Origin of the sequence: Flectobacillus longus (genome assembly GCF_030056705.1) — a bacterium.
GTDB classification, from domain to species: Bacteria; Bacteroidota; Bacteroidia; order Cytophagales; family Spirosomataceae; genus Flectobacillus; species Flectobacillus longus.
Map to the genome: position 1 here is coordinate 17,679 of NZ_JASHIC010000023.1, position 21,761 is coordinate 39,439.

General features: G+C 38.1%; 33 protein-coding genes. 30 read left to right on the forward strand and 3 right to left on the reverse strand.

The annotated features are described in order from the left end of the window. Nucleotides 1-59: 59 nt before the first annotated feature. A complete protein-coding gene (locus QM491_RS16985) occupies nt 60-875 on the forward strand; it encodes a phytanoyl-CoA dioxygenase family protein (RefSeq protein WP_283328789.1) in 816 nt (271 codons plus the stop codon). A gap of 68 nt (nt 876-943) precedes the next feature. On the opposite strand, the gene ruvX is transcribed toward QM491_RS16985, so the two are convergent. After that, nucleotides 944-1,369, reverse strand: a complete 426-nt coding sequence (gene ruvX, locus QM491_RS16990; protein WP_283328790.1) for a Holliday junction resolvase RuvX — start codon at nt 1,367-1,369, stop codon at nt 944-946. 105 nt (nt 1,370-1,474) lie between these two features. Between ruvX and QM491_RS16995 the strand changes: the two genes are divergently transcribed. Continuing rightward, nucleotides 1,475-3,172, forward strand: a complete 1,698-nt coding sequence (locus tag QM491_RS16995) for a S41 family peptidase (protein ID WP_310589580.1) — start codon at nt 1,475-1,477, stop codon at nt 3,170-3,172. A 36-nt stretch (nt 3,173-3,208) separates the two neighbouring features. Here the strand turns inward: QM491_RS16995 and QM491_RS17000 are convergent, their stop codons facing one another. Further along, on the reverse strand, nt 3,209-3,778 hold the full coding sequence (locus QM491_RS17000) for a Crp/Fnr family transcriptional regulator (protein WP_283328791.1): 570 nt from the start codon (nt 3,776-3,778) through the stop codon (nt 3,209-3,211). A 229-nt stretch (nt 3,779-4,007) separates the two neighbouring features. On the opposite strand from QM491_RS17000, the gene QM491_RS17005 reads away from it, so the two are divergent. Then, entirely contained in the window at nt 4,008-4,298 is a 291-nt protein-coding gene (locus QM491_RS17005; protein ID WP_283328792.1) for a YciI family protein, read from the forward strand. Between the two features lie 51 nt (nt 4,299-4,349). Here QM491_RS17005 and QM491_RS17010 read toward each other — a convergent pair whose 3' ends face one another. Then, nucleotides 4,350-5,093, reverse strand: a complete 744-nt coding sequence (locus QM491_RS17010; protein ID WP_283328793.1) for a glycosyltransferase family 2 protein — start codon at nt 5,091-5,093, stop codon at nt 4,350-4,352. A gap of 265 nt (nt 5,094-5,358) precedes the next feature. Here QM491_RS17010 and QM491_RS17015 point away from each other — a divergent pair, with 265 nt between their 5' ends. The 27 genes from QM491_RS17015 to rpsK all read left to right on the forward strand — a co-directional run bounded on the left by QM491_RS17015 (nt 5,359) and on the right by rpsK (nt 21,642). After that, nucleotides 5,359-7,065: a GMC oxidoreductase gene (locus tag QM491_RS17015; protein ID WP_283328794.1), complete on the forward strand. Its 1,707-nt coding sequence runs from the start codon at nt 5,359-5,361 to the stop codon at nt 7,063-7,065. A gap of 766 nt (nt 7,066-7,831) precedes the next feature. After that, on the forward strand, nt 7,832-8,449 hold the full coding sequence (gene rplC, locus QM491_RS17020; protein ID WP_166549698.1) for a 50S ribosomal protein L3: 618 nt from the start codon (nt 7,832-7,834) through the stop codon (nt 8,447-8,449). A 107-nt stretch (nt 8,450-8,556) separates the two neighbouring features. Then, nucleotides 8,557-9,186, forward strand: a complete 630-nt coding sequence (rplD, locus tag QM491_RS17025; protein WP_283328795.1) for a 50S ribosomal protein L4 — start codon at nt 8,557-8,559, stop codon at nt 9,184-9,186. 41 nt (nt 9,187-9,227) lie between these two features. Then, the gene (gene rplW / locus QM491_RS17030; protein WP_283328796.1) at nt 9,228-9,515 is read left to right on the forward strand and encodes a 50S ribosomal protein L23; all 288 of its coding nucleotides are present in this window, start codon (nt 9,228-9,230) and stop codon (nt 9,513-9,515) included. Nucleotides 9,516-9,587: 72 nt separating this feature from the next. Then, nucleotides 9,588-10,409 carry a 50S ribosomal protein L2 gene (gene rplB, locus QM491_RS17035; RefSeq protein ID WP_283328797.1) on the forward strand — a complete coding sequence of 274 codons (822 nt, stop codon included), beginning with the start codon at nt 9,588-9,590 and terminating at the stop codon, nt 10,407-10,409. Nucleotides 10,410-10,416: 7 nt separating this feature from the next. Next, nucleotides 10,417-10,695 (forward strand): 30S ribosomal protein S19, encoded by a 279-nt coding sequence (gene rpsS, locus QM491_RS17040; RefSeq protein WP_095160751.1) that lies wholly within the window; start codon nt 10,417-10,419, stop codon nt 10,693-10,695. A gap of 86 nt (nt 10,696-10,781) precedes the next feature. Beyond that, the gene (gene rplV, locus QM491_RS17045; RefSeq protein WP_283328798.1) at nt 10,782-11,153 is read left to right on the forward strand and encodes a 50S ribosomal protein L22; all 372 of its coding nucleotides are present in this window, start codon (nt 10,782-10,784) and stop codon (nt 11,151-11,153) included. Between the two features lie 27 nt (nt 11,154-11,180). Continuing rightward, nucleotides 11,181-12,029 carry a 30S ribosomal protein S3 gene (rpsC, locus tag QM491_RS17050; protein WP_283328799.1) on the forward strand — a complete coding sequence of 283 codons (849 nt, stop codon included), beginning with the start codon at nt 11,181-11,183 and terminating at the stop codon, nt 12,027-12,029. Nucleotides 12,030-12,119: 90 nt separating this feature from the next. Further along, a complete protein-coding gene (gene rplP / locus QM491_RS17055) occupies nt 12,120-12,539 on the forward strand; it encodes a 50S ribosomal protein L16 (RefSeq protein ID WP_095160748.1) in 420 nt (139 codons plus the stop codon). 56 nt (nt 12,540-12,595) lie between these two features. Next, complete coding sequence (gene rpmC, locus QM491_RS17060) at nt 12,596-12,784, forward strand: 50S ribosomal protein L29 (RefSeq protein ID WP_095160810.1); 189 nt, start codon at nt 12,596-12,598, stop codon at nt 12,782-12,784. Between the two features lie 85 nt (nt 12,785-12,869). Then, nucleotides 12,870-13,124, forward strand: coding sequence for a 30S ribosomal protein S17 (rpsQ, locus tag QM491_RS17065; RefSeq protein ID WP_283328800.1), 255 nt, complete (start codon nt 12,870-12,872; stop codon nt 13,122-13,124). A gap of 106 nt (nt 13,125-13,230) precedes the next feature. Beyond that, entirely contained in the window at nt 13,231-13,599 is a 369-nt protein-coding gene (gene rplN, locus QM491_RS17070; RefSeq protein ID WP_166549701.1) for a 50S ribosomal protein L14, read from the forward strand. 18 nt (nt 13,600-13,617) lie between these two features. Further along, the gene (gene rplX / locus QM491_RS17075; protein ID WP_283328801.1) at nt 13,618-13,950 is read left to right on the forward strand and encodes a 50S ribosomal protein L24; all 333 of its coding nucleotides are present in this window, start codon (nt 13,618-13,620) and stop codon (nt 13,948-13,950) included. Between the two features lie 71 nt (nt 13,951-14,021). Further along, nucleotides 14,022-14,579 carry a 50S ribosomal protein L5 gene (rplE, locus tag QM491_RS17080; RefSeq protein WP_095160744.1) on the forward strand — a complete coding sequence of 186 codons (558 nt, stop codon included), beginning with the start codon at nt 14,022-14,024 and terminating at the stop codon, nt 14,577-14,579. 98 nt (nt 14,580-14,677) lie between these two features. Beyond that, on the forward strand, nt 14,678-14,947 hold the full coding sequence (gene rpsN / locus QM491_RS17085; RefSeq protein WP_166549703.1) for a 30S ribosomal protein S14: 270 nt from the start codon (nt 14,678-14,680) through the stop codon (nt 14,945-14,947). Nucleotides 14,948-15,075: 128 nt separating this feature from the next. Beyond that, a complete protein-coding gene (rpsH, locus tag QM491_RS17090) occupies nt 15,076-15,471 on the forward strand; it encodes a 30S ribosomal protein S8 (protein ID WP_095160743.1) in 396 nt (131 codons plus the stop codon). A gap of 105 nt (nt 15,472-15,576) precedes the next feature. Beyond that, complete coding sequence (gene rplF / locus QM491_RS17095; protein ID WP_283328802.1) at nt 15,577-16,131, forward strand: 50S ribosomal protein L6; 555 nt, start codon at nt 15,577-15,579, stop codon at nt 16,129-16,131. A gap of 45 nt (nt 16,132-16,176) precedes the next feature. Further along, entirely contained in the window at nt 16,177-16,524 is a 348-nt protein-coding gene (gene rplR, locus QM491_RS17100; RefSeq protein ID WP_095160741.1) for a 50S ribosomal protein L18, read from the forward strand. 114 nt (nt 16,525-16,638) lie between these two features. Beyond that, entirely contained in the window at nt 16,639-17,157 is a 519-nt protein-coding gene (rpsE, locus tag QM491_RS17105) for a 30S ribosomal protein S5 (protein WP_095160740.1), read from the forward strand. Between the two features lie 73 nt (nt 17,158-17,230). After that, complete coding sequence (gene rpmD, locus QM491_RS17110; RefSeq protein WP_283328803.1) at nt 17,231-17,410, forward strand: 50S ribosomal protein L30; 180 nt, start codon at nt 17,231-17,233, stop codon at nt 17,408-17,410. Nucleotides 17,411-17,486: 76 nt separating this feature from the next. Further along, nucleotides 17,487-17,933, forward strand: a complete 447-nt coding sequence (rplO, locus tag QM491_RS17115; RefSeq protein WP_166549706.1) for a 50S ribosomal protein L15 — start codon at nt 17,487-17,489, stop codon at nt 17,931-17,933. 134 nt (nt 17,934-18,067) lie between these two features. Further along, entirely contained in the window at nt 18,068-19,387 is a 1,320-nt protein-coding gene (secY, locus tag QM491_RS17120) for a preprotein translocase subunit SecY (protein ID WP_283328804.1), read from the forward strand. 6 nt (nt 19,388-19,393) lie between these two features. Then, entirely contained in the window at nt 19,394-20,200 is an 807-nt protein-coding gene (gene map / locus QM491_RS17125; protein WP_283328805.1) for a type I methionyl aminopeptidase, read from the forward strand. Between the two features lie 83 nt (nt 20,201-20,283). After that, nucleotides 20,284-20,502, forward strand: a complete 219-nt coding sequence (gene infA / locus QM491_RS17130) for a translation initiation factor IF-1 (protein ID WP_095160735.1) — start codon at nt 20,284-20,286, stop codon at nt 20,500-20,502. A 90-nt stretch (nt 20,503-20,592) separates the two neighbouring features. Then, entirely contained in the window at nt 20,593-20,709 is a 117-nt protein-coding gene (gene rpmJ / locus QM491_RS17135) for a 50S ribosomal protein L36 (RefSeq protein ID WP_044172008.1), read from the forward strand. Nucleotides 20,710-20,782: 73 nt separating this feature from the next. Further along, nucleotides 20,783-21,160 carry a 30S ribosomal protein S13 gene (gene rpsM, locus QM491_RS17140; RefSeq protein WP_095160734.1) on the forward strand — a complete coding sequence of 126 codons (378 nt, stop codon included), beginning with the start codon at nt 20,783-20,785 and terminating at the stop codon, nt 21,158-21,160. 86 nt (nt 21,161-21,246) lie between these two features. Next, a complete protein-coding gene (gene rpsK, locus QM491_RS17145) occupies nt 21,247-21,642 on the forward strand; it encodes a 30S ribosomal protein S11 (protein ID WP_283328806.1) in 396 nt (131 codons plus the stop codon). Nucleotides 21,643-21,761: the final 119 nt, after the last annotated feature.

Here is a 21,761-nt window from a genome sequence, read left to right on the forward strand (position 1 = left end):
AACCGCACACGCTAACCATGAGATCAAAACGTTAAACTTTATTTTGTACAATTTTAGAAATGGTAAAGTTTGAGAATAAAACCTTCACCCTCGGTGAGAAGTTAACCGATGAACAAAAGGAGTATTTCCGCAAATATGGAATTATTCAGTTCAAAAACTTCATAAATCAAGATACAGTAAAACTTTTCATCGACGAATTGCAAAAAATCGAAAAGCAATGGCTTGACGAAGGTGTTGAGAAAATCAATGGTATTCCGCTGAAGTTCGGGAAGAACGAAAATGGGGACAAGATGATTCAGCGTATGTGCTTTACTAACAAATATAGTAAGGTGTTAGGCGAATTAGTTAAAGACCCTCGTTTGCAATTGTTGATTGAACTACTTGCCCCTTACGACGGACGTATCAGTGAGAACGAAAAAGATGGTCTTGTATTTAACCATTATATCAACGCTCAAAACTCGAAGTTCTCACAAATGGGATGGCATACAGACAGCCCACGTGATTTGTTTTTGGGACAAAAAATCCTTCCTATGCTCAACGTAGGTATTCACTTGGATGATTGCCCAATGTCAAACGGAGGATTAAGAGTATTGCCTGGTACTCAAAACCAAAGTGTATTGAAATTGTTGTTCGGTAAAAAACAATTTATCGATCACACTCCAGATGCTCGTGAAGTTGGTTTTGATATCAACGCTGGAGACTTGACTGTACATGATGGTCGTTTATGGCATCGCGTAGAAGTATCTCCAAACTTTGGTGAAGCTTCTCGTCGTCGTGTAATGTATGTGCCAATTATTACAGGTAAATACATGCCAAAAGATTCTAATAGTAAAACTCCTTTCTACCACAGATTTGCAAAAGTGGTTCAGAAATAAAACGAAAAGGGCTGTTGCAAAGCAGCCCTTTTTATTTTAGTTTTATTCTAGACGCACATCCCCAAGTTTTATAAACCTCCTAGCGATAATTTCTCCATAAAGGATTGTAAAATAATTGTGGCAGATACCTTATCAATATTTCCTTTCTGGCTTCTGTCTTTTTTAGAAGCACCTCCAAGTATCATAGATTGTAAAGCCATACGCGATGTAAAACGCTCATCATGCAAATGAATTGGCGTTTCAGGAAAAGCTTTTTGTAGATGTTTTACAAAAGTCTTTACATGTACTGTATTGTTGGTGTCTGATCCGTCTAAATGTACTGGCATTCCTACCACAAAGCATTCTACTTCCTCTTTCTTTGAATAATCTATCAAATATTGTATGACATCTTTTGAATGTACTGTATCCAAAGCCGATGCAATAATTTTGAGTGGGTCAGTCACAGCTAGCCCGACACGTTTGGTTCCATAATCTACTGCAAGTACACGTCCCATTGATTTTAAGTTAGTTTTAACAAAGTTACATCAAAATGATTGGTCGGGTAGTAGTTTTTTGTAACTTTATATAGATTTGAAAGTATGAAGATTAATTAAATTAGTATGATGAAGGATAAGCAGCCAGTTAATAGTTCACTCGTCGTCAAACTTCCCATTATTGTAGCTATTTCGGTAGTAGGAGGGATGCTTATTGGAGCTAACTTTTTTGGAGGACAATCCAAAATGAGTAATATTTCTCGTGGAGTTAATAAATTTCGAGAAATCCTTTCTCTTGTCGAAACTAGCTATGTTGACTCTGTCAATACTGATACATTGGTAGATTACTCTATCAAAAAAATGCTTGAAAAATTAGATCCTCATACAGCCTACTTTGGTACAGAAGAAGCTGCCATGGCTCGAACTCAACTTGAGGCTGGATTTGATGGTATTGGTATCGAATACAATCTTTTCAACGATACAGTCTATGTAATGAGTGCCATGCCTGGCGGTCCTGCTGAGCTAGTAGGTATTCGTAGTGGCGATATGCTCGTGGCTGCTGATGGGGCTTCATTGGTAGGTCCAAAGGTTAATTCAAATGTTATTTTTAATAAACTTCGAGGAAAAAGAGGTACGGAAGTAAAAGTAGAAATTTTGCGCCATGGTGAGTCTGCACCACATACTTATACCGTTACACGTGACAGAATTCCTACATTTTCGGTAAGTGCTGGATACATGGTCGATAATCAAACGGCTTATATTAAAATAGATAGATTCATGGAATCTACCTATCAAGAGTTTCGCAATATCTTGACCACACTCAAGAACCAAGGTGCCAAACGCCTTATGTTAGACTTGCGTGGCAATCCTGGTGGCTATAAAGATAGAGCCGAAAAGGTTGTTGATGAGTTATTGGGAGGAGACAAAATGATTGTGTACACCGATGGAAAGGGAACACAATATGACTCCAAAACCATGACTAAGTTTGATGGTATTTTTGAGAAAGGGGCAGTCATGGTACTTATCGACGAAAACAGTGCTTCTGCATCAGAAATTGTTGCTGGGGCTTTACAAGATAACGACCGTGCCTTGATTGTTGGGCGTCGTTCCTTTGGTAAAGGATTAGTCCAAATGCCTGTGAGTTTATCAGATGGCTCTGAACTACGATTAACGATTTCTAGATATTACACTCCAAGCGGACGAAGCATTCAGAAACCGTATTTATTAGGACATGAAAAGGAATACGATAAAGATTATGACGACCGTATTAAACGAGGAGAGTTATTCAATTCAGATAGTATCAAATTCAATGAAAAGCTAAAGTATCGTACCACTGGCGGTAGAGTAGTATATGGAGGTGGTGGTATTACACCAGATGTGTTTGTGGGTCGTGATACAACTTATTATACAAAGTATATTTCGGACTTATGGGGCAAAAATATTATTCGTGAAATAGCACTTAATTATGCTAATAGCCATCAAAACGAGCTAAGTAAACAGTCATTTAAAGAATTTAATAAGCAGTTTGTTGTTTCGGATGATATGTTAGCTTCTCTCAAGGCTTTAGCAAAACAAACAAAAGTACAACATAGTGAAAAAGAATATCAGCGTTCACTCCCTTACATAAAAGCCCAAGTGAAAGCCTATATTGCCAGAAATGTTTGGTCCAAGAAGACCATCAACAATGGCTTAAATAATGAGTATTATCAAGTAATGAGTACCACCGATGAAACGCTTCAAAAGGCATTAAGAAGCTTCGAAAAAGCCGAAAAGTTAGCAAGAGGTGAGTTGGTTGAAACGCTGTCTCATTCATATAAGAGATAATAAAAAAGCTCGGTTATAATCAACCGAGCTTTTTTATTATCTAATATTTCTTCGTAATCGACTCAACGATTGAGGCGTTATACCTAGAAAGTTGGAGAGATATACTTGTGGAACTCTATTGATTAATTCAGGTTGAAATTGAAGCATCTTTTCGTATCGCTCTTGTGCTGTTTCCGAAATAAACGAACGTAAACGTATCTCTTGTTCAAGAGCTACTTGCTCATAAGTAAGTCTTCCAAATTTATCCCAGTTATGATATTGGTTACAAAGCTTTTCAAGAGTCTCTTTTGAGATAACACATATATCTGTATCTTCAATAGCCTGAATGTAATCATTGCTCGGCTGATTGAGCACATAACAAGTCATGCTGGTTACAAACTGGTTTTCTAGCGCTAATTGAAAAGTGGTTTCTTGGTTATTTTGCACAAAAAAAGTTCTCATTAAGCCTTTGTTGATAAAACCAATAGCGGTATTATATTCTCCTGACTTAATAAAATATTCCCCTTTTTTAATAAACTTTTCTTCAAAGAGGCTATGAGCTGCTGTGATTTCTTCATCAGAGAAATCTACAAAGCGTCTCACAAATGCAATCATATTGGGCTTCATAAAGTAAAAATCTTGTTAGAAGAGACTAACTTTGAATAAGCATCAATACTTATTCAAAGTTATTGGCGTAATCGTCAATTTATGTTTCGATTTTTAAATATAGGTATTTGAAAGAAGTATTTAAGATATTGTAGAATATTATCTGCCAGAGAATGGAATAAATCTTTTAAAGGAAGTATTCTACTAAATAAAAGAATAATTAACCATTGATAAATAACTCATTTGTAAAATGAAGCAGTATGTGATTTATGCCTATGATGGCACAGACAAACAAGCTCTTGAACGTAGAATGACCGCTCGTCCACATCATCTTGTAGTAGCCAAACAACTTAAAGCCAATGGTAACTTTATTATTGGTGGAGCTATTCTAAATGATGAAGGCAAAATGATAGGCTCATCTATGATTGTACAATTTGAAACAGAAGAAGCACTCTATGATTGGTATAACAACGACCCTTACATAACTATGAGCGTTTGGGAAAAAGTAGAAATAAAACCATTCAAAGTAGCAGATGTATAAATACCAACGCTTGGCAATCCTATATTTTAGAGATTGCCAAGCGCCTTAAGATTAAGTAAATAGTTGACTAATTTTAGATAGTGGCTTCATCCAAAGAGTGTACCATTTAGGCTTCAATTGATTGAGTTTCCATGCTCGACGGTCCTCCATGTTGGCACGGTAGCGGTGCTTCCATGATGCTGTGCTAGTGCCACCATTTCTCATAGTCATCAATACTTCAGGAATATAACCCGCCGATAGCCTGTGTTTGTACATCATACGCAGCATAAGCTCATAATCGCCAGAACAGGTGAAGTCTGTGATATAGTTTCCGTATTTCACAAAAGCTTCTCTTTTGATATAACATGAAAGATGTGGTGGCATCCAACCTTTAAGCCAATTTTCAACATTATATTCTCCCGAACTCCAATATCTGACAATTTTTTCGTCGTTATCAGGATTGATGTATTGTAAGTCTCCGTAAATAACATCTTTTCCAGTTTGTATAAAGGCCTCTGCCACATGATCAAGTACACTCGAATTGGGCAAAAAATCATCTGAACCAATCGTACCAACAACATCGCCAGTTGCAAGTTTTAATCCTTTGTTGAGAGCATCATAAATTCCTTTATCTTTTTCTGAAATGTACTTGATGCGATCGCCGTAAGATTTTAATATATCAACTGTTCCATCTTTTGAAGCTCCATCCACAACTATATACTCAACATTTGGGTAGTCTTGTGACAAAACACTGTCGATTGTTTGTCTGATAGTAGCTTCGCTATTGAAAGAAACAGTAATAATGGTTATTTTCATAAATCAAGGTATTAATCTTTTGCAAAGATAAAGAAGACCATCGGTTTATGAATGATAACTATTCTTTGCGACTCTAAATATTTGAAGTATGGAATGAATACATTCGAATTTTTGTCAAATAGATTATTGCTGGCAGAAAAACATATTTAATTTTATTGATAAAAAATAAAACAAATGCCAGTCAACTCTGGATTGAGTTGTAGAAAAAAAGGATTAACTTGAGATTTTTGAAATGAATTATTCAAGTCCCAATTTTCAAAGACTTATGTATATTTTACCAAATAAAGAAAAGAATACTTACGATGCCATAGTGGTTGGTTCGGGCGTAAGTGGCGGATGGTCGGCCAAAGAACTTACCGAAAGAGGACTAAAAGTGTTAGTGCTCGAACGTGGTCGTATGATAGAGCATGTAAAAGACTATCATACAGCATTGATGAATCCGTGGGAATTTCCACACGGAGGTCAAGTGCCTCTAGAGGAAATGAAAGATTATCCAATCCATCAGCGTACAGGTTTCACCATTACTGAATCTACCAAACATCATTTTGCCAAAGACATAGATTTTCCTTATGTCGAAGAAAAACGCTTTGATTGGATTAGAAGTTGGCAAGTAGGAGGTAAGTCTATTACTTGGGGGAGAGTTTCTTTACGTTTGAGCGATATGGATTTGGAAGCCAATGCTAAAGAAGGTATAGGTGTAGATTGGCCTATTCGATATAAAGATCTTGCTCCATGGTATGCTCATGCCGAAAAGTTTGCAGGTATTGCAGGTAACCGTGATGGTATTCCGCACTTGCCCGATGGCGTTTACCAGCCACCCATTCCAATGACTTGTGTTGAAGAACATTTTGGGAAAGAGCTCAAAACAAAATTTCCTAATCGCCATGTGATTCACTCACGTACGGCAAACCTTACGCAGCCGACTCCTGAACAATTGGCATTGGGTCGTGCTAAGTGCCAGCTTCGAGATATGTGTATGAGAGGATGTCCATTTGGTGCTTATTTTAGTTCGCAGTCTGCAACTTTTCCTGCAGCACGCAAAACTGGTAATCTTACCATTCGTCCACATTCGATTGTCAACTCCATTATATACGATGAGAAAAAAGGGAAAGCTACTGGTGTAAGAGTTATTGATGAAAATACCCATGAATGGACGGAGTTTTATGCAAAGGTGATTTTTCTGAATGCTTCAGCATTAGGCTCAACCTATATTTTGATGAATTCTACATCCAATCGTTTTCCCAATGGATTAGGTAATGACAGTGGTGCATTAGGTCATTATTTGATGGATCACCATTTTGGTATTGGCGCACGAGGAAAACACGACGGTTATAATGATAAATATTACCTAGGACGACGCCCTAATGCGATTTATATTCCTCGTTATCGAAACATTGGAAGCGATAAGCGTGATTACTTGCGTGGATTTGGTTATGAAGGAGGTAGTTCAAAAGATAGAGGAGAGTCTCAAGAAGAGTTTGGCGCTGATTTTAAAACACAAATCACACAACCACTCGGAGAGTGGAACTTAGATATTATGGGTTTTGCCGAAACATTACCAGATTATAAAAATCATGTCAGATTGAGCAAAGACCAAAAAGATAAGTGGGGGCAGCCGCAAATGATTATGTCGGCAGAGTTTGGAGAGAATGAACGCAAGATGCGTATCGATATGAAGAATGACGCAGCTGAGATGTTGGAATCTTCAGGTTTTAAAAATGTAGAAACGTATGACTACCAACCAGGTTTTGGTTTAAGCATTCACGAGATGGGGACTGCTCGGATGGGACGAGACTCCAAAACATCAGTATTGAACTCTCAGAATCAAGTTTGGGGTTGTTCAAACGTTTTTGTAACCGACGGAGCTTGTATGACATCATCATCCAATGTGAACCCATCATTAACGTATATGGCACTATCGGCGAGAGCCGCTGACTTTGCTGTAAAAGAATTGAAAAAAGGCAATTTATAGAGTCTACTAAATCAGGAAATATATTAATTGTAGATGAGTCATCCTTTATTGAGTGAATTTGAGATTGAGTAGATGAGTGATTATTCTTTAAATCTATCTTTTAACAGTAGAGACGTAATGTTTTACGTCTAAAAATGAGTCATCCAGTATTCTAATATTCAAAGCGGTTGAAAAACAATTTTCGACCGCTTTTTTGATAAACAACTAGATAATAATACTATTCCGAAATTCGGGATAACCCATGTTTTATTGAGGGTAAAAAAAAATGAAAAAAAATATTTTTTTTTCGATGTAACTCATTGTATTTCAAAAACTATTCTCTAATTTTGCAGTCCAATTAAGGTATCGCAATTCGCTGTGTCTTACAAAGGGTTGGCAGAACTCAGTAAGAATTTAAGAGATACGAATTAAAAGATAATCTTCTTTGGAAAGTACAACCACGAAGCCCCGCAAAGAACTACAGTGGTTGATTAGTGTCAGAACTGATACTGGCTTGCTTTACTGAATGCCCAGTTTGCAAAGTTGAGTATTAAGCTACACAGGACTCGTCTCACGAGCATAGTCTCGTCCGCACTTTTCTTGTCGCTTTTTTTCTCAATTTTCTGTCACTCAAATAGTTTTGAGATTTTTTTGTGCACTTTTTTGTTAGTGCCAAATAAAATCCCGACCTTTGCAGTCCGTTTTGCGTCGAGCAAATAGCTCAAAAACGTAACTCGTTGTAAATAAGTTTTTTATTTTATTTTTTAACGTTTTATTCAATAATAAAATGTCTGGAATTATCGGAAAGAAAATCGGTATGACTAGCCTCTACAATGCTGACGGCACTGCTGTTCCTTGTACGCTAATCGAAGCCGGCCCTTGTGTTGTAACGCAAGTAAAAACAGTTGAAAAAGAAGGCTATAGCGCTATTCAATTAGGCTACGGCGAGAAGAAAGAGAAGCACACTTCTAGACCATTGTTGGGTCACTTCAAAAAAGCAGGAACTACTCCAAAGAAAAAATTGGTTGAGTTCAAGTCTTTCGAACAATCACTTGAATTAGGTGCAGTTATCACTACTGAGCTTTTTGTAGAAGGCGATTTCGTTGATGCAATCGGTACTTCAAAAGGTAAAGGTTTCCAAGGTGTTGTTAAACGTCATGGATTTGGTGGTGTTGGTGGTCAAACACACGGTCAACACAACCGTGGACGTCACCCAGGTTCTATTGGTGCATGTTCATTCCCATCTCGTGTATTCAAAGGTCTTCGCATGGCGGGTCGTACAGGTGGTAACCGCGTAAAAGTTCAAAACTTACAAGTATTGAAAGTTTATGCTGAGAAAAACCTTATCGTAGTGTCAGGTTCAGTACCAGGAGCGAAAAACTCTTATGTTATTCTTGAAAAATAATCAATTTGAAGATTTGAAAGGATGCTAGCCTTTCACACAATTGTAGGTTCGGCCATCAAGAATAAAGATTTTCAAATTTTCAAATTCACAAATTTTCAAATTGAAAAATGGAATTATCAGTATTAAATATACAAGGCCAAGATTCAGGTAAGAAAGTAGTACTTTCTGACGAAATCTTTGGTATCGAGCCAAACGAGCACGTTGTTTGGTTAGATGTAAAGCAATTCTTGGCTAACCAGCGTCAAGGAACGCACAAAGCAAAAGAAAGAGCTGAAGTTGCTCGTTCAACTCGTAAGTTGAAGCGTCAAAAAGGTACAGGTGGTGCCCGTGCAGGTTCAATGAAATCACCATTGTTCAAAGGTGGTGGTCGTATTTTTGGCCCAGTACCACGTGACTACTCTTTCAAATTGAATAAAAAGGTTAAGACTTTGGCACGTCAGTCTGCATTTGCTGCAAAAGCACAAGCAGGTGAGGTTTCTGTATTAGAGAACTTCTCTTTGGAAACTCCAAAAACTAAAGGCTTCTTGGCTATCTTAAACGCATTGTCATTGACAGATACTAAGACTTTGGTGATTTTGCCAGAAGATAACCAAAATATCTACTTGTCAGGTCGTAACTTACCAAAAACTAAGGTTATTTCAGCTGCACAAGTAAATACTTATGACTTAGTAAATGCAACTCGTCTTGTTATCTTAGAAGATGCTGTTGCAAAAATCGAATCATCTTTCAGCAAATAGTTATCAGAACATAAACTGATGACAATTAACGTCATAAAGAAATGAGCATCATTAAAAGACCAATTCTTACTGAAAAAACTCAGGAGTTGCAGAAAGGCGGTCAGTACGTTTTCGAAGTAGCAGTGAAATCAAACAAGATTGAAATTGCGAAAGAAATCAAGAAAATGTACGGAGTTGACGTAGCATCTGTAAATACACTTCGTCAATTTGGTAAGAAAAAATCAAGAAGTACAAAATCTAAAATCACAACTGGTTATACTTCTACTTTCAAGAAAGCAGTCGTTACAGTAGCTAAAGGCGAAGTAATCGATTTCTACGAAGGTATCTAAGACCAGTGAGAAAGCGAAAGCTTTCAAACAATTTATGGGTGTTCACCCCGATAATTTGAACAAACTAGAGAAATGGCAGTTAGAAAATTAAAACCAACGTCTCCGGGTCAACGTCAACGTATCGCTCCAACTTTCGAAGAAATCACAGCTTCGAAACCGTATAAACCGTTGTTGGCTCCAATTAAGAAAACAGGTGGTCGTAACGCCTTTGGTCACCGCGCAATGCGCTATATTGGTGGTGGTCACAAGCGTCGTTATCGTTTGATTGACTTCTATCGCGACAAGTTCGATGTAGAAGCTACAGTATTAACAATTGAATACGATCCAAACCGTACAGCTCGTATCGCATTGATCGAGTACACAGATGGTGAAAAGTCATACATCATTGCTCCTTCAGGTTTGAAAGTTGGTCAGACAGTAGTGTCTGGTACAGTAGTAGCTCCTGAAGTTGGTAACACAATGCCATTGTCAAGCATTCCAGTAGGTACAATTGTACACGCTATCGAGCTTCGTCCTCGTGGTGGTGCTGAATTAGCTCGTTCTGCAGGTACTTATGCTCAATTGTTGGCTCGTGATAGCAAATATGCTACATTGAAATTGCCTTCAGGTGAAATGCGTATGGTGTTAGTGAACTGTTTGGCTACAATTGGTTCAGTATCTAATGCTGACCACATGAATACAAACTTGGGTAAAGCTGGTCGTCACCGTTGGTTAGGCCGCCGTCCAAGAGTTCGTGGTGTAGTAATGAACCCAGTTGATCACCCAATGGGTGGTGGTGAGGGTCGCTCTTCAGGAGGTCACCCACGTTCACGTAACGGCTTGTTAGCGAAAGGTAAGAAAACTCGCGACAAGAAAAAGCATTCAAATCGTCTAATCATCAGTAGAAAGAAATAATACATAGATGGCACGTTCATTAAAAAAAGGACCTTATATTGACTACCGCCTTGACAACAAAGTAATTGCTATGAATGAGTCAGGTAAAAAGTCAGTTATCAAAACTTGGTCAAGACGTTCAATGATTTCTCCTGATTTCGTTGGACACACTTTCGCAGTGCACAACGGTAACAAGTTTATCCCAGTATATGTAACAGAAAACATGGTAGGACATAAACTTGGTGAATTTGCTCCAACACGCAATTTCCGTGGTCACATCGCTAAAAAAGATAAAGGCAAAAGATAATAGGGGATAGTGGAATGAGGATTGCGGATTGTAAGATTCAATCCTGATAATCCAAAATCCCAGAACCTAAATCCGAAATTATAGAAATGGAAGCAGTAGCTAAATTAAACAATGTTCCGACTTCACCTCAGAAAATGAGAATCGTGGTAGACATGATTAGAGGTCAGAAAGTTAACAAGGCTTTGGGTATCTTGAAATATGAGCCTAAAGTTGGTGCTAGATTTGTTGAGAAATTGTTACTCTCAGCAATTGCTAACTGGCAAAACAAGCACGAAGACGTTAAGTTGGAAGATGCCGACTTGTACGTTAAAACCGTTACGGTAGATGGCGGTAGCTCTTTGAAGCGTTTGCGTCCAGCTCCACAAGGTCGTGGGTACAGAATCTTGAAGCGCTCAAACCACATTACATTAGTGGTTGCTTCAGCAAGTGCTCCATCAATCGTAACATCAGAAGAATAATTAGAGAAAACATCTAAATATCATAAAATGGGACAGAAAGTTAACCCCGTTGGTCTTAGACTTGGTATCGTCAGAGGTTGGGATTCTAACTGGTACGGCGGTAAAAATTTTGCCGACAAGTTAGTTGAGGATGAAAAAATCCGTAAATACGTAGCCGCTCGTATTCCAAAGGGTGCAATCTCTAAGGTAATCATTGAGCGTACTTTAAAACGTATTACTTTGACTATTAATACTGCTCGCCCAGGTGTCGTTATCGGTAAGGGCGGTCAAGAAGTAGATAAAATCAAAGAAGAATTAAAGAAAATCACAGGCAAAGATGTTCAAATTAACATCTTTGAAATTAAACGTCCTGAGATTGATGCTAAATTGATTGGCGAAACTATCGCTCAACAATTAGAAGCACGTATTTCTTTCCGTCGTGCAATGAAGCAATCTATTGCTTCTGCGATGAGAGTAGGTGCTCAAGGTATCAAATTGAAGCTTTCTGGTCGTTTGGGTGGTGCTGAAATGGCTCGCTCAGAAGGATACAAAGAAGGACGTATTCCTCTTCATACTTTGCGTGCCGATATCGACTATGCAGTATCTGAAGCTTTGACAGTTTATGGTAAAATTGGTATCAAAGTTTGGGTATGTAAAGGCGAAGTGTACGGAAAACGTGATCTTTCTCCAAATGCTGGTATGTCAGCTCAACAAGCTGGTGGCGACTCTCGTGGTGGTAACAACAACCGTGGTGGTCGTGATGATGATAACGGACGTCGTGGACGCGACAACCGTGGCGGTCGTGGTGGCGATCAGCGTCGTAACAACAACAATAACAACAACCGTGGTGGTGGTAAAGGAGGAAATGCCAACAACAGAGGAGGCGGTAAGAGATAATTTTTAATCTTAGTTTCAAGTCGCAAGTCCTAAAGTTACTTTAATGTACTTTATGACTTACGACTTAGAACTGAAAGACTTCATAAGACAATGTTACAACCAAGAAGAACCAAGTTCCGTAAGCAACAGAAAGGTAGAGTGAAAGGTTTGGCTACTCGCGGTCATGAAATTGACTTCGGTACATTCGCTATCAAAGCTCTGGAGCCAGGACGTATCACTGCTCGTCAGATCGAAGCAGCTCGTATCTCAGTAACTCGTGCAATGAAACGTGAAGGTCAGGTTTGGATTCGTATCTTCCCTGACAAACCAATCACTAAGAAACCAGCCGAAGTTCGTATGGGTAAAGGTAAAGGTGCTCCAGAATACTGGGTAGCTAATATCAAACCAGGAACTATCTTATTCGAATCTGCTGGGGTACCTTTGGAATTGGCACAAGAGTCACTTCGTTTGGCGGCTCAAAAATTGCCACTTCGTACTAAATTCGTAGTTCGTAGAGATTATCAAGAATAGTATATCATGTCGTTGGAAGCCTCAAAACTTCTAACGACTCCATGACTGATAAAATAATGAAGAACGCAGAAATCCAAAAATTGAGCCTAGATGAGTTGAAAGCAACTCTAGCTTCAGAAAAAGATGCTTTGGCACGTTTGAAGTTTGCTCACGCTATTTCTCCAATCGAGAACCCTTTGCGCTTGCGTGAATCTCGCAAATTGATCGCTCGTTTGGAAACTGCTATTACAGCAGCTTCTAAATAATAGGAATTTCCTATCATTTTATTTAAACTGAACAGACCTCATCAACATACCGCTTGAGGTCAATCTAAAACAACCAAATCCAACGATGGAAAGAAATCTAAGAAAAGTAAGGATTGGGCGTGTGGTGAGCAACAAGATGGATAAATCTATCACCGTCGCCGTAGACAGAAAAGTTAAGCACCCTCTTTATGGTAAGTTTATGTTGAAAACTTCCAAATTGATGGCTCACGATGAAAGTAACGAATGTGGAATCGGTGACACAGTGAAGGTTATGGAAACCCGTCCTTTGTCAAAGAACAAGCGTTGGAGATTAGTTGAAATTATCGAGAAAGCGAAATAATTCACTACTCCAGTTTTTATCCAACGTTCAACATCACTACCCTATATAGTTAGTGGTGTATCGTTAAATTTAATTTTTTCGCAATCTTTAATATACCAAACAAACAATGGTACAGCAAGAATCAAGACTCGGCGTTGCTGATAACTCAGGTGCAAAAGAGGTACTGGTTATCCGCGTGTTGGGCGGTACAGGAAAAAGATATGCTTCTATTGGTGACAAAATTGTAGTAACAGTGAAGTCTGCTTTGTCGTCATCAAGCATGAAGAAAGGTACGGTTTCTAAAGCCGTAGTTGTAAGAACTAAAAAAGAAATTCGTCGTAAGGATGGATCATATATCCGTTTCGAAGACAATGCCGCAGTTCTTTTAAACAACAATGACGAGCCACGTGGTACTCGTATTTTTGGACCAGTTGCACGTGAATTGCGTGACGCAGGTTTCATGAAAATTGTTTCATTAGCTCCAGAGGTACTTTAATCATAATTTGTAATCATCATGGAAAGAAAGTTTAATAAGCAACCGAAGTTGCACATCAAAACTGGTGATACTGTTGTGGTTATCGCTGGGAACGCTAAGGGTCAAACAGGCGTAGTTAAAAAAGTTTTGATTGATAAACAACGTGCTATTGTAGAAGGCGTAAACTTTATCACAAAACACGTTAAGCCTAGCGCTGCTAACCCTCAAGGTGGTATCGTTAAAACAGAAGGTACTATCCATATCTCTAATATTGCAGTTTCTGAGAACGGTAAAGCTGTTCGTACAGGTCGTAAATTGAACGAGAATGGTAAGTTGCAAAGATTTTCTAAAGCAACAGGTAAATTTATCTAATAATTCAATGAAGCGGTATCTTTTGATACCGTGAAAAGTGGGTCGGAAATCCACATAAAGTTTTCATAATAATGGCAACTACAACAAGATTAAAGGACAAATACGTTAGCGAAATCGTTCCTGCTCTAAAAGAGAAATTTCAATTCAAATCAGTAATGCAGGTTCCTAAGATTACTAAAATTGTAATCAACAAAGGTATCGGTGCTGCTGTAGCTGACAAGAAATTGATCGATACAGGTGTTGAAGAACTAACTCTTATTGCTGGTCAAAAAGCAGTAGCTACAATGTCTAAAAAAGCTATCTCAAACTTTAAGTTACGTGAAAACATGCCAATCGGTGTGAAAGTAACTTTGAGAGGAGATAAAATGTACGAATTCCTTGATCGTTTGACTACAGTGGCTCTTCCACGTGTACGTGACTTCAAAGGTATCTCAGACAAAGGTTTCGATGGTCGTGGTAACTATACTTTGGGTGTGAAAGAACAAATCATCTTCCCAGAGATTTCTATCGACAAAGTGAGCAAAATCTCTGGTATGGATATCACTTTCGTTACGACTGCAAATACAGATGCTGAAGCTTACGCTTTGTTACAACAAATGGGTATGCCTTTCGCTAATTCGAAGAAGTAATAAACTATGTTATCCGTTATTCGTCGTCCCGACTTCGGAAACGCCATACGGATAACGAATAACAGATAACAGACAACTGATAAAAAGATTCAACCAACATGGCAAAAGAATCAGTTAAAGCAAGAGAAAGAAAAAAAGAAGCAACAGTTGCTAAATACGCTGCTAAGCGTGCTGCTTTAAAAGCTGCTGGCGACTACTTAGGTTTGGATAAATTACCTAAAAACGCTTCACCAGTACGTTTGCACAACCGTTGTAAGCTTACAGGACGTCCAAGAGGTTATATGCGTAAATTTGGCATCAACCGTGTGACTTTCCGTGAAATGGCTTCAGCAGGATTGATTCCAGGTGTGACAAAATCAAGCTGGTAATACTCTTACGATAAAAATTTGTCGTAATCTTTATTAAAATCAGCCACTTATGGTTGTTTTTTTAAATCCAATTCCGTAATTTTGCGAGCCTTTTCCCAAAGAAAAGTTCGTTTCAAATATCGAAAACAATGACAGATCCAATAGCAGACTACTTAACACGATTGAGAAATGCCATCAAGGCACGTCACAGAATCGTTGAAATTCCTGCTTCTAACATCAAAAAGGAAATCACTAAAGTGCTTTTTGATAAAGGATACATTCAAAACTACAAATTTGACGATTCATCAGTACAGGGTACAATCAAAATCGCTTTGAAATACAACCCAGTTACTAAACAACCTGCAATCGTTAAATTGGAGAGAATTTCTAAACCAGGTTTACGTAAATACAAGGGCGCAGATGAATTGCCTCGCGTATTGAATGGTTTGGGTGTAGCTATCCTTTCAACATCAAAAGGTGTTATTACTGACAAAGAGGCTCGTACACTTAATGTAGGTGGCGAAGTTCTTTGCTACGTATATTAATCTTACATTTGGGGAATAAGTCTTATACAGGTTTGTTCCCTAACTTATTTTCAAATAACGCTGAAAGAGGAGTCTCTCCTTCATTTAAGCAAAAACACAAAAGTCATGTCACGCGTTGGTAATAAAGTTATCACACTTCCTGCCGGAGTTACTGTAACAGTAGAAAAAAGTACAGTAACTGTAAAAGGCGCAAAAGGTACTCTTTCTCGCTCAATCGATCCAGATATTACTGTAGAAGTCGAAGGAAGCGAATTACGTGTACAACGTCCTACAGATCAAAAACGTCACAAAGCTCTTCACGGTCTATACCGCGCATTGATTAACAACATGGTTGTTGGCGTAAACGATGGTTTCAAAAAAGAAATGGAAATTGTCGGTGTAGGTTACAAAGCTTCTAACCAAGGAAACCTTCTTGAATTAGCGTTAGGTTATTCTCACGCAATCTTCATGCAAATCCCATCTGAGTTGAAAGTTACAACTGCAATGGAAAAAGGTCAAAACCCTAAGGTTACTTTAGAAGGTATCGACAAAGAATTAATCGGCCAAGTTGCAGCTAAAATTCGTTCTCTTCGTAAAGTTGAGCCTTACAAAGGTAAAGGTATTCGCTTCGTGGGTGAGCAAATTCGTAGAAAAGCTGGTAAAGCTGGTGGTAAGAAATAGAATTTAATCATCGTGGGTCGGTAATCCACAAAACTATATAAATTAATGGCTTCGCAAAAAGAATCAAGAAGACTTCGTATTAAGTTGTCTATCAGAGCTAAAATCTCTGGTACAGCTGAAAAGCCAAGATTGTCAGTGTTTCGTTCAAACTCGGGTATTTATGCTCAGTTAATCGATGATACTAAAGGCTCTACATTGGCTGCTGCTTCATCTAAGGAATTAGGTTTGAAGAATGGTAATGTTGAAAGTGCAAAATTAGTAGGTGCTAAAATTGCAGAGAAAGCTTTGGCTGCAGGTGTTTCAACAGTTGTTTTTGACCGTAACGGTTACTTGTACCATGGTCGTGTTAAAGCAGTTGCTGAAGGTGCAAGAGAAGGAGGTCTTAAATTTTAATTAGTCAATTTGAATTTGTGCAATGCGGATATCCGCCGTTCCAAAATGAAAGTTTTTGATGTTAAAGCACAGATTTCAAATTTTCAAATTCAACAATTTTCAAATTAGAAAAAAATGTCGCAATTAATATCAAAACCTATCAAGGTTAACGAAGGCGAACTAAAAGAAAGAGTTGTTGCTATCAACCGCGTAGCGAAAGTAGTAAAAGGTGGACGTCGTTTCAGCTTCTCTGCTATCGTAGTAGTTGGTGACGGCAAAGGTGTAGTTGGCTTCGGTTTGGGTAAAGCAAACGAAGTAACTGACGCTATCTCTAAAGGTATCGAAGACGCTAAGAAAAACTTATTCCAAGTTGCTCTTTTGAAAGCAACTGTACCTCACGAACAAATCGGTAAGTTCTCAGGAGGTTTCGTATTGTTGAAGCCAGCAGCTCCAGGTACTGGAGTAATTGCAGGTGGTGCAATGCGTGCTGTATTGGAAGCTGCTGGTGTTCATGATGTATTAGCTAAATCAAAAGGTTCTTCTAACCCACACAACGTGGTAAAAGCAACAGTTGATGCGCTAGTTAAAATGAGAAATCCTCATACAGTAGCCTTCCAAAGAGGAGTATCTTTAGCAAAAGTATTTAACGGATAATTTATTTTAGTTGATGTAGCAGAGCTTGCAGTATTACTACAAGCTCTGTTCTTAGACTCCAAAATATAAAACCATGTCAAAGGTAAAAATTACTCAAGTTAAGAGTACAATCAAGCGTCCTGAAGTTCAAAAACGTACTATTCAAGCTTTAGGTTTGGGTAAATTGAACAAAAGCGTAGAAAAAGAATTGAACCCAGCTATCTCAGGTATGATTCGTGCGGTTCAACACTTGATTGTAGTTGAAAATCTTTAATCCGAACCATTAGGTTTGATTAAGCGAGTCATCTCACGGTGAGATGGCGTTTAGCAATTATTTAATTTCCAAAAAAATGAATTTATCGTCATTAAAGCCCGCAGTGGGCTCTACTAAGGTAAGAAAAAGAGTTGGTCGTGGTGCAGGTTCTGGTTTAGGTGGTACTTCTGCTCGTGGTCACAAAGGTGCTCAATCACGTTCGGGTTACTCTCGTAAATCTGGTTTTGAAGGTGGTCAAATGCCTCTTCAACGTCGTATTCCTAAATTCGGCTTTAAAAATATCAACCGTGTTGAATACAAAGCAATCAACTTGGACACTATCCAAGCTTTGGTTGACACTACTGGTGTAACTGTAATCACTCACGATGTATTGTACCAAAATGGTTTGGTTTCTAAAAATGACTTGGTAAAAATCTTGTCACGTGGCGAAATCAAGTCTGCTGTAGAGGTACAAGTTAAAGGTTTCTCTGCTTCTGCTAAAGCTGCTATTGAAGCTGCAGGAGGTAAGGCAGTTGTAGCTTAATTTTCAATTGAAAAATCGATAGACAACAGAAATAATTAAGTAATCATTGTAAAATCTGGCAACGGATTTGTAAATAACGAAAAAGTTGAACATCTTTCGAGTTATATTCTATAACGATTACTTAAACAGATAGCATGAACAAGTTTATTAGCACTATCAAAAACATTATCTCAATAGAGGAGTTAAGAACTCGTATTCTTAACACCCTGTTGTTTATCACCTTTTTTCGCCTTGGATCTTACGTTGTTTTACCAGGTGTAGATGCCACTAAGTTAGCGCAGAAGGGTGAAGGCGGTTTATTAGGTTTGTTGAATATGTTCTCAGGTGGAGCGTTTAATAACGCCTCTATTTTTGCCTTAGGCATCATGCCATATATCTCTGCTTCTATTGCAATTCAACTTCTTACAATTGCATTGCCATATTTCCAAAAGATGCAGAAAGATGGTGAGTCTGGTCGCAAAAAGTTAAACCAAATCACTCGTGTTCTAACAATTTTTGTGACAGCTGCACAAGCCTTTACATATTTGCAAGTAACTATTCCTGCTGAAGCTATTCTAGTTTCTCCTTGGTCTTTCCGTTTGTACTCAGTAATCATTTTGGTTGCTGGAACTATGTTCTGTATGTGGCTTGGTGAGAAAATCACAGATAAGGGTATCGGAAACGGTATTTCAATGCTAATCATGATTGGTATTGTTTCTCGTTTTCCTGCATCTTTATTAGGTGAAGCTCAATCAAGAGGTATGTCTGGTGCTTTATTATTCATTATCGAGGTTGTTGCCTTGTTCTTTGTTGTAATGGGCGCTGTGATGGTAACTCAAGCTGTACGTCGTATTCCAGTACAATACGCGAAGCAAGTGGTAGGAAATAGAGTTTCAATGAGTGGCGAGCGCCAATATATTCCTCTTAAGTTGAATGCCGCTGGTGTAATGCCAATCATTTTTGCTCAAGCATTGATGTTTGTACCAGGCCTTGTTGCTCAATCATTAGCAGATAAGAGTGAAGTAGCTCAATCAATCGCTCAGGCGTTTGGTGATTTTACTACTTGGCAGTACAATTTGTTATTTGCATTTTTAATTATAGTATTTACATTCTTTTACACGGCTATTTCTATTAACCCAACACAAATTTCAGATGATATGAAACGTGGTGGTGGATTTGTTCCAGGTGTTAAACCAGGAGAAGCTACTTCAACATTTATTGCTGAAATACTTGATAGAATTACGCTTCCTGGCGCTTTCATGTTGGCAATTATTGCAATTTTACCTGCAGTTGCTAGTATTTTCGGAATCACTCGTGGATTTGCTTCATTCTTTGGAGGAACTTCTCTTTTGATTTTGGTTGGCGTTGTACTTGATACACTTCAACAAATCGAAAGCTACCTTTTGATGCGTAAATATGAAGGTTTGATGCAATCGGGTCGTGTAAAAGGTAGAACTGAAGCAATCGCTCAGTAATATCAGATGATTTATTTAAAAACATCTTCAGAGTTAGAAGTTATCCGTACAAATGGTGTAATTCTTGGAAAAACTCATGCTGAAGTAGCCAAGGTAATTAAGCCTGGCATTACTACTAAAGAACTCGATAAAGTAGCCTACGAGTATATTAAAGATAATGAAGCTCATCCTTCTTTCTTGAATTATAATGTAGGTGGTCATAAATACCCAGCATCTTTATGTATTTCGGTAAATGACGTTGTCGTACATGGAATTCCTAATAATTATGAGCTGAAAGACGGAGATATTATTTCGATTGATTGCGGAGTTTATAAAAATGGCTTTCACGCAGACAGTGCATATACTTATGCAGTAGGCAATGTCAAAGAAGAAACGCTTCAGCTCTTACGTGTCACTAAAGAATCGTTGTACTTAGGTATTTCGCAGGCTGTAGCTGGCAAAAGAATTGGGGATATTGGATTTGCTATTCAGTCATATTGCGAGAAAGCAGGATTTACAGTTGTGCGAGAACTTGTTGGGCATGGTGTTGGTAAATCACTTCACGAAGGTCCAGAAGTAGCTAATTACGGAAGAAGAGGTGATGGTGCAAAACTTAAAGAAGGTATGGTAATTGCCATTGAACCTATGATTAATCTAGGAAAGAGAGCTATTCACCAAGAAAGCGATTATTGGACAATTAGAACTCAAGATCGTAAACCTTCTGCACATTTTGAACACACAGTTGCTGTTAGCAAGGAGCAAGCTAGTATTCTAACTACCTTTGATTATATAGAAGAGGTATTGAAAAGCAGTGAATATTTAGCCCAAATCTAAGACTCTTTTGAGGTAGTTGTTAATCGTTGACTCGTTCAAATTTATTCATCACGCGAATTACGACTAACAAATAAAACAATTTTATGGCAAAACAATCATCCATTGAAGTTGATGGTATTATCATTGAAGCACTTTCAAACGCTATGTTTAGAGTTGAACTTGAAAATACTCATCAAGTGATTGCCCATATTTCTGGTAAAATGAGAATGAATTACATTAAGATTTTACCAGGAGATAAGGTGAAACTAGAAATGTCACCTTACGACTTGTCAAAAGCAAGAATCGTGTATCGTTACAAATAAAAAGACAGTTGGCAGTTAGCTGGGCAGTTTGCAAAAGCTAATCCTTTGGTACTGTCAGAATGAATTGACAACTTATAAGACAATACTACAATGAAAGTTAAAGCGTCTATCAAAAAGCGTAGTGCTGAATGTAAAGTAATCCGTCGTAACGGTAAACTTTACGTTATTAACAAAAAAAATCCAAAGTTCAAACAAAGACAAGGGTAATACTATTTGAGGCAGTAGTTGCGAAATTACTTTCCTTAAATTCCCTAAAAAACTAAAAAAGCTTTAGAACAATATGGCTCGTATTGCAGGGGTTGATATTCCCGATAAAAAAAGAGGCGAAATCGCTTTGACCTATATCTTCGGTATCGGTCGTAGCACTGCTCAGAAAATTTTAGCCCAAGCTGGCATTTCTTTAGACAAGAAAGCTGGTGAGTGGAACGATGAGGAAGCTAGTGCCATCCGTAACATTATTGCAGCTGAATTCAAGACAGAAGGTCAACTTCGTTCTGAAATCCAGTTGAACATCAAACGTTTGATGGACATTGGTTGTTACCGTGGTCTTCGTCACCGTAAAGGCCTTCCTTTGCGTGGTCAAAGAACTAAGAATAACTCTCGTACTCGTAAGGGTAAGCGTAAGACAGTTGCTAACAAGAAAAAAGCTACTAAGTAATAATTAATATAATGTAGCAAAAAGTGCCCAAGATTCAATTTAGTTTGAAAAACTCGGTATAGCGCATTATTAACCAAACTCTTAAAATGGCACAAGCTAAAAGAAAAGATAAAGCAAAAAAGAGAGTTGTGATTGTGGAGGCATTAGGCCAAGTACACATCAAAGCTTCTTTTAACAATATCATTATCTCTATCACTAATAGTCAAGGACAAGTTATTTCTTGGGCTTCAGCTGGTAAAATGGGCTTCAAAGGCTCTAAGAAAAATACTCCTTACGCTGCTCAGACAGCGGCTAGCAACTGTGCTGTTGTAGCTGTTGAAGCTGGTATGAAAAAGGCTGAAGTTTTTGTTAAAGGTCCTGGTGCTGGTCGTGAATCAGCTATCAGAACTATCGCAAATGCTGGTATTGAAGTTCTTTCTATCAAAGATATTACTCCACTACCTCACAATGGCTGTCGTCCTCCAAAACGTCGTAGAGTATAGTTTAAGGCTGTTACATTTTGTAACACTTTTGTAAAAGCATTGCGAAGGGTAATTAGTAATTATTACCCTTCGTTTTCATGTTTCCAATAACACTTAATTACTTCATTGAGCAAAAGAGG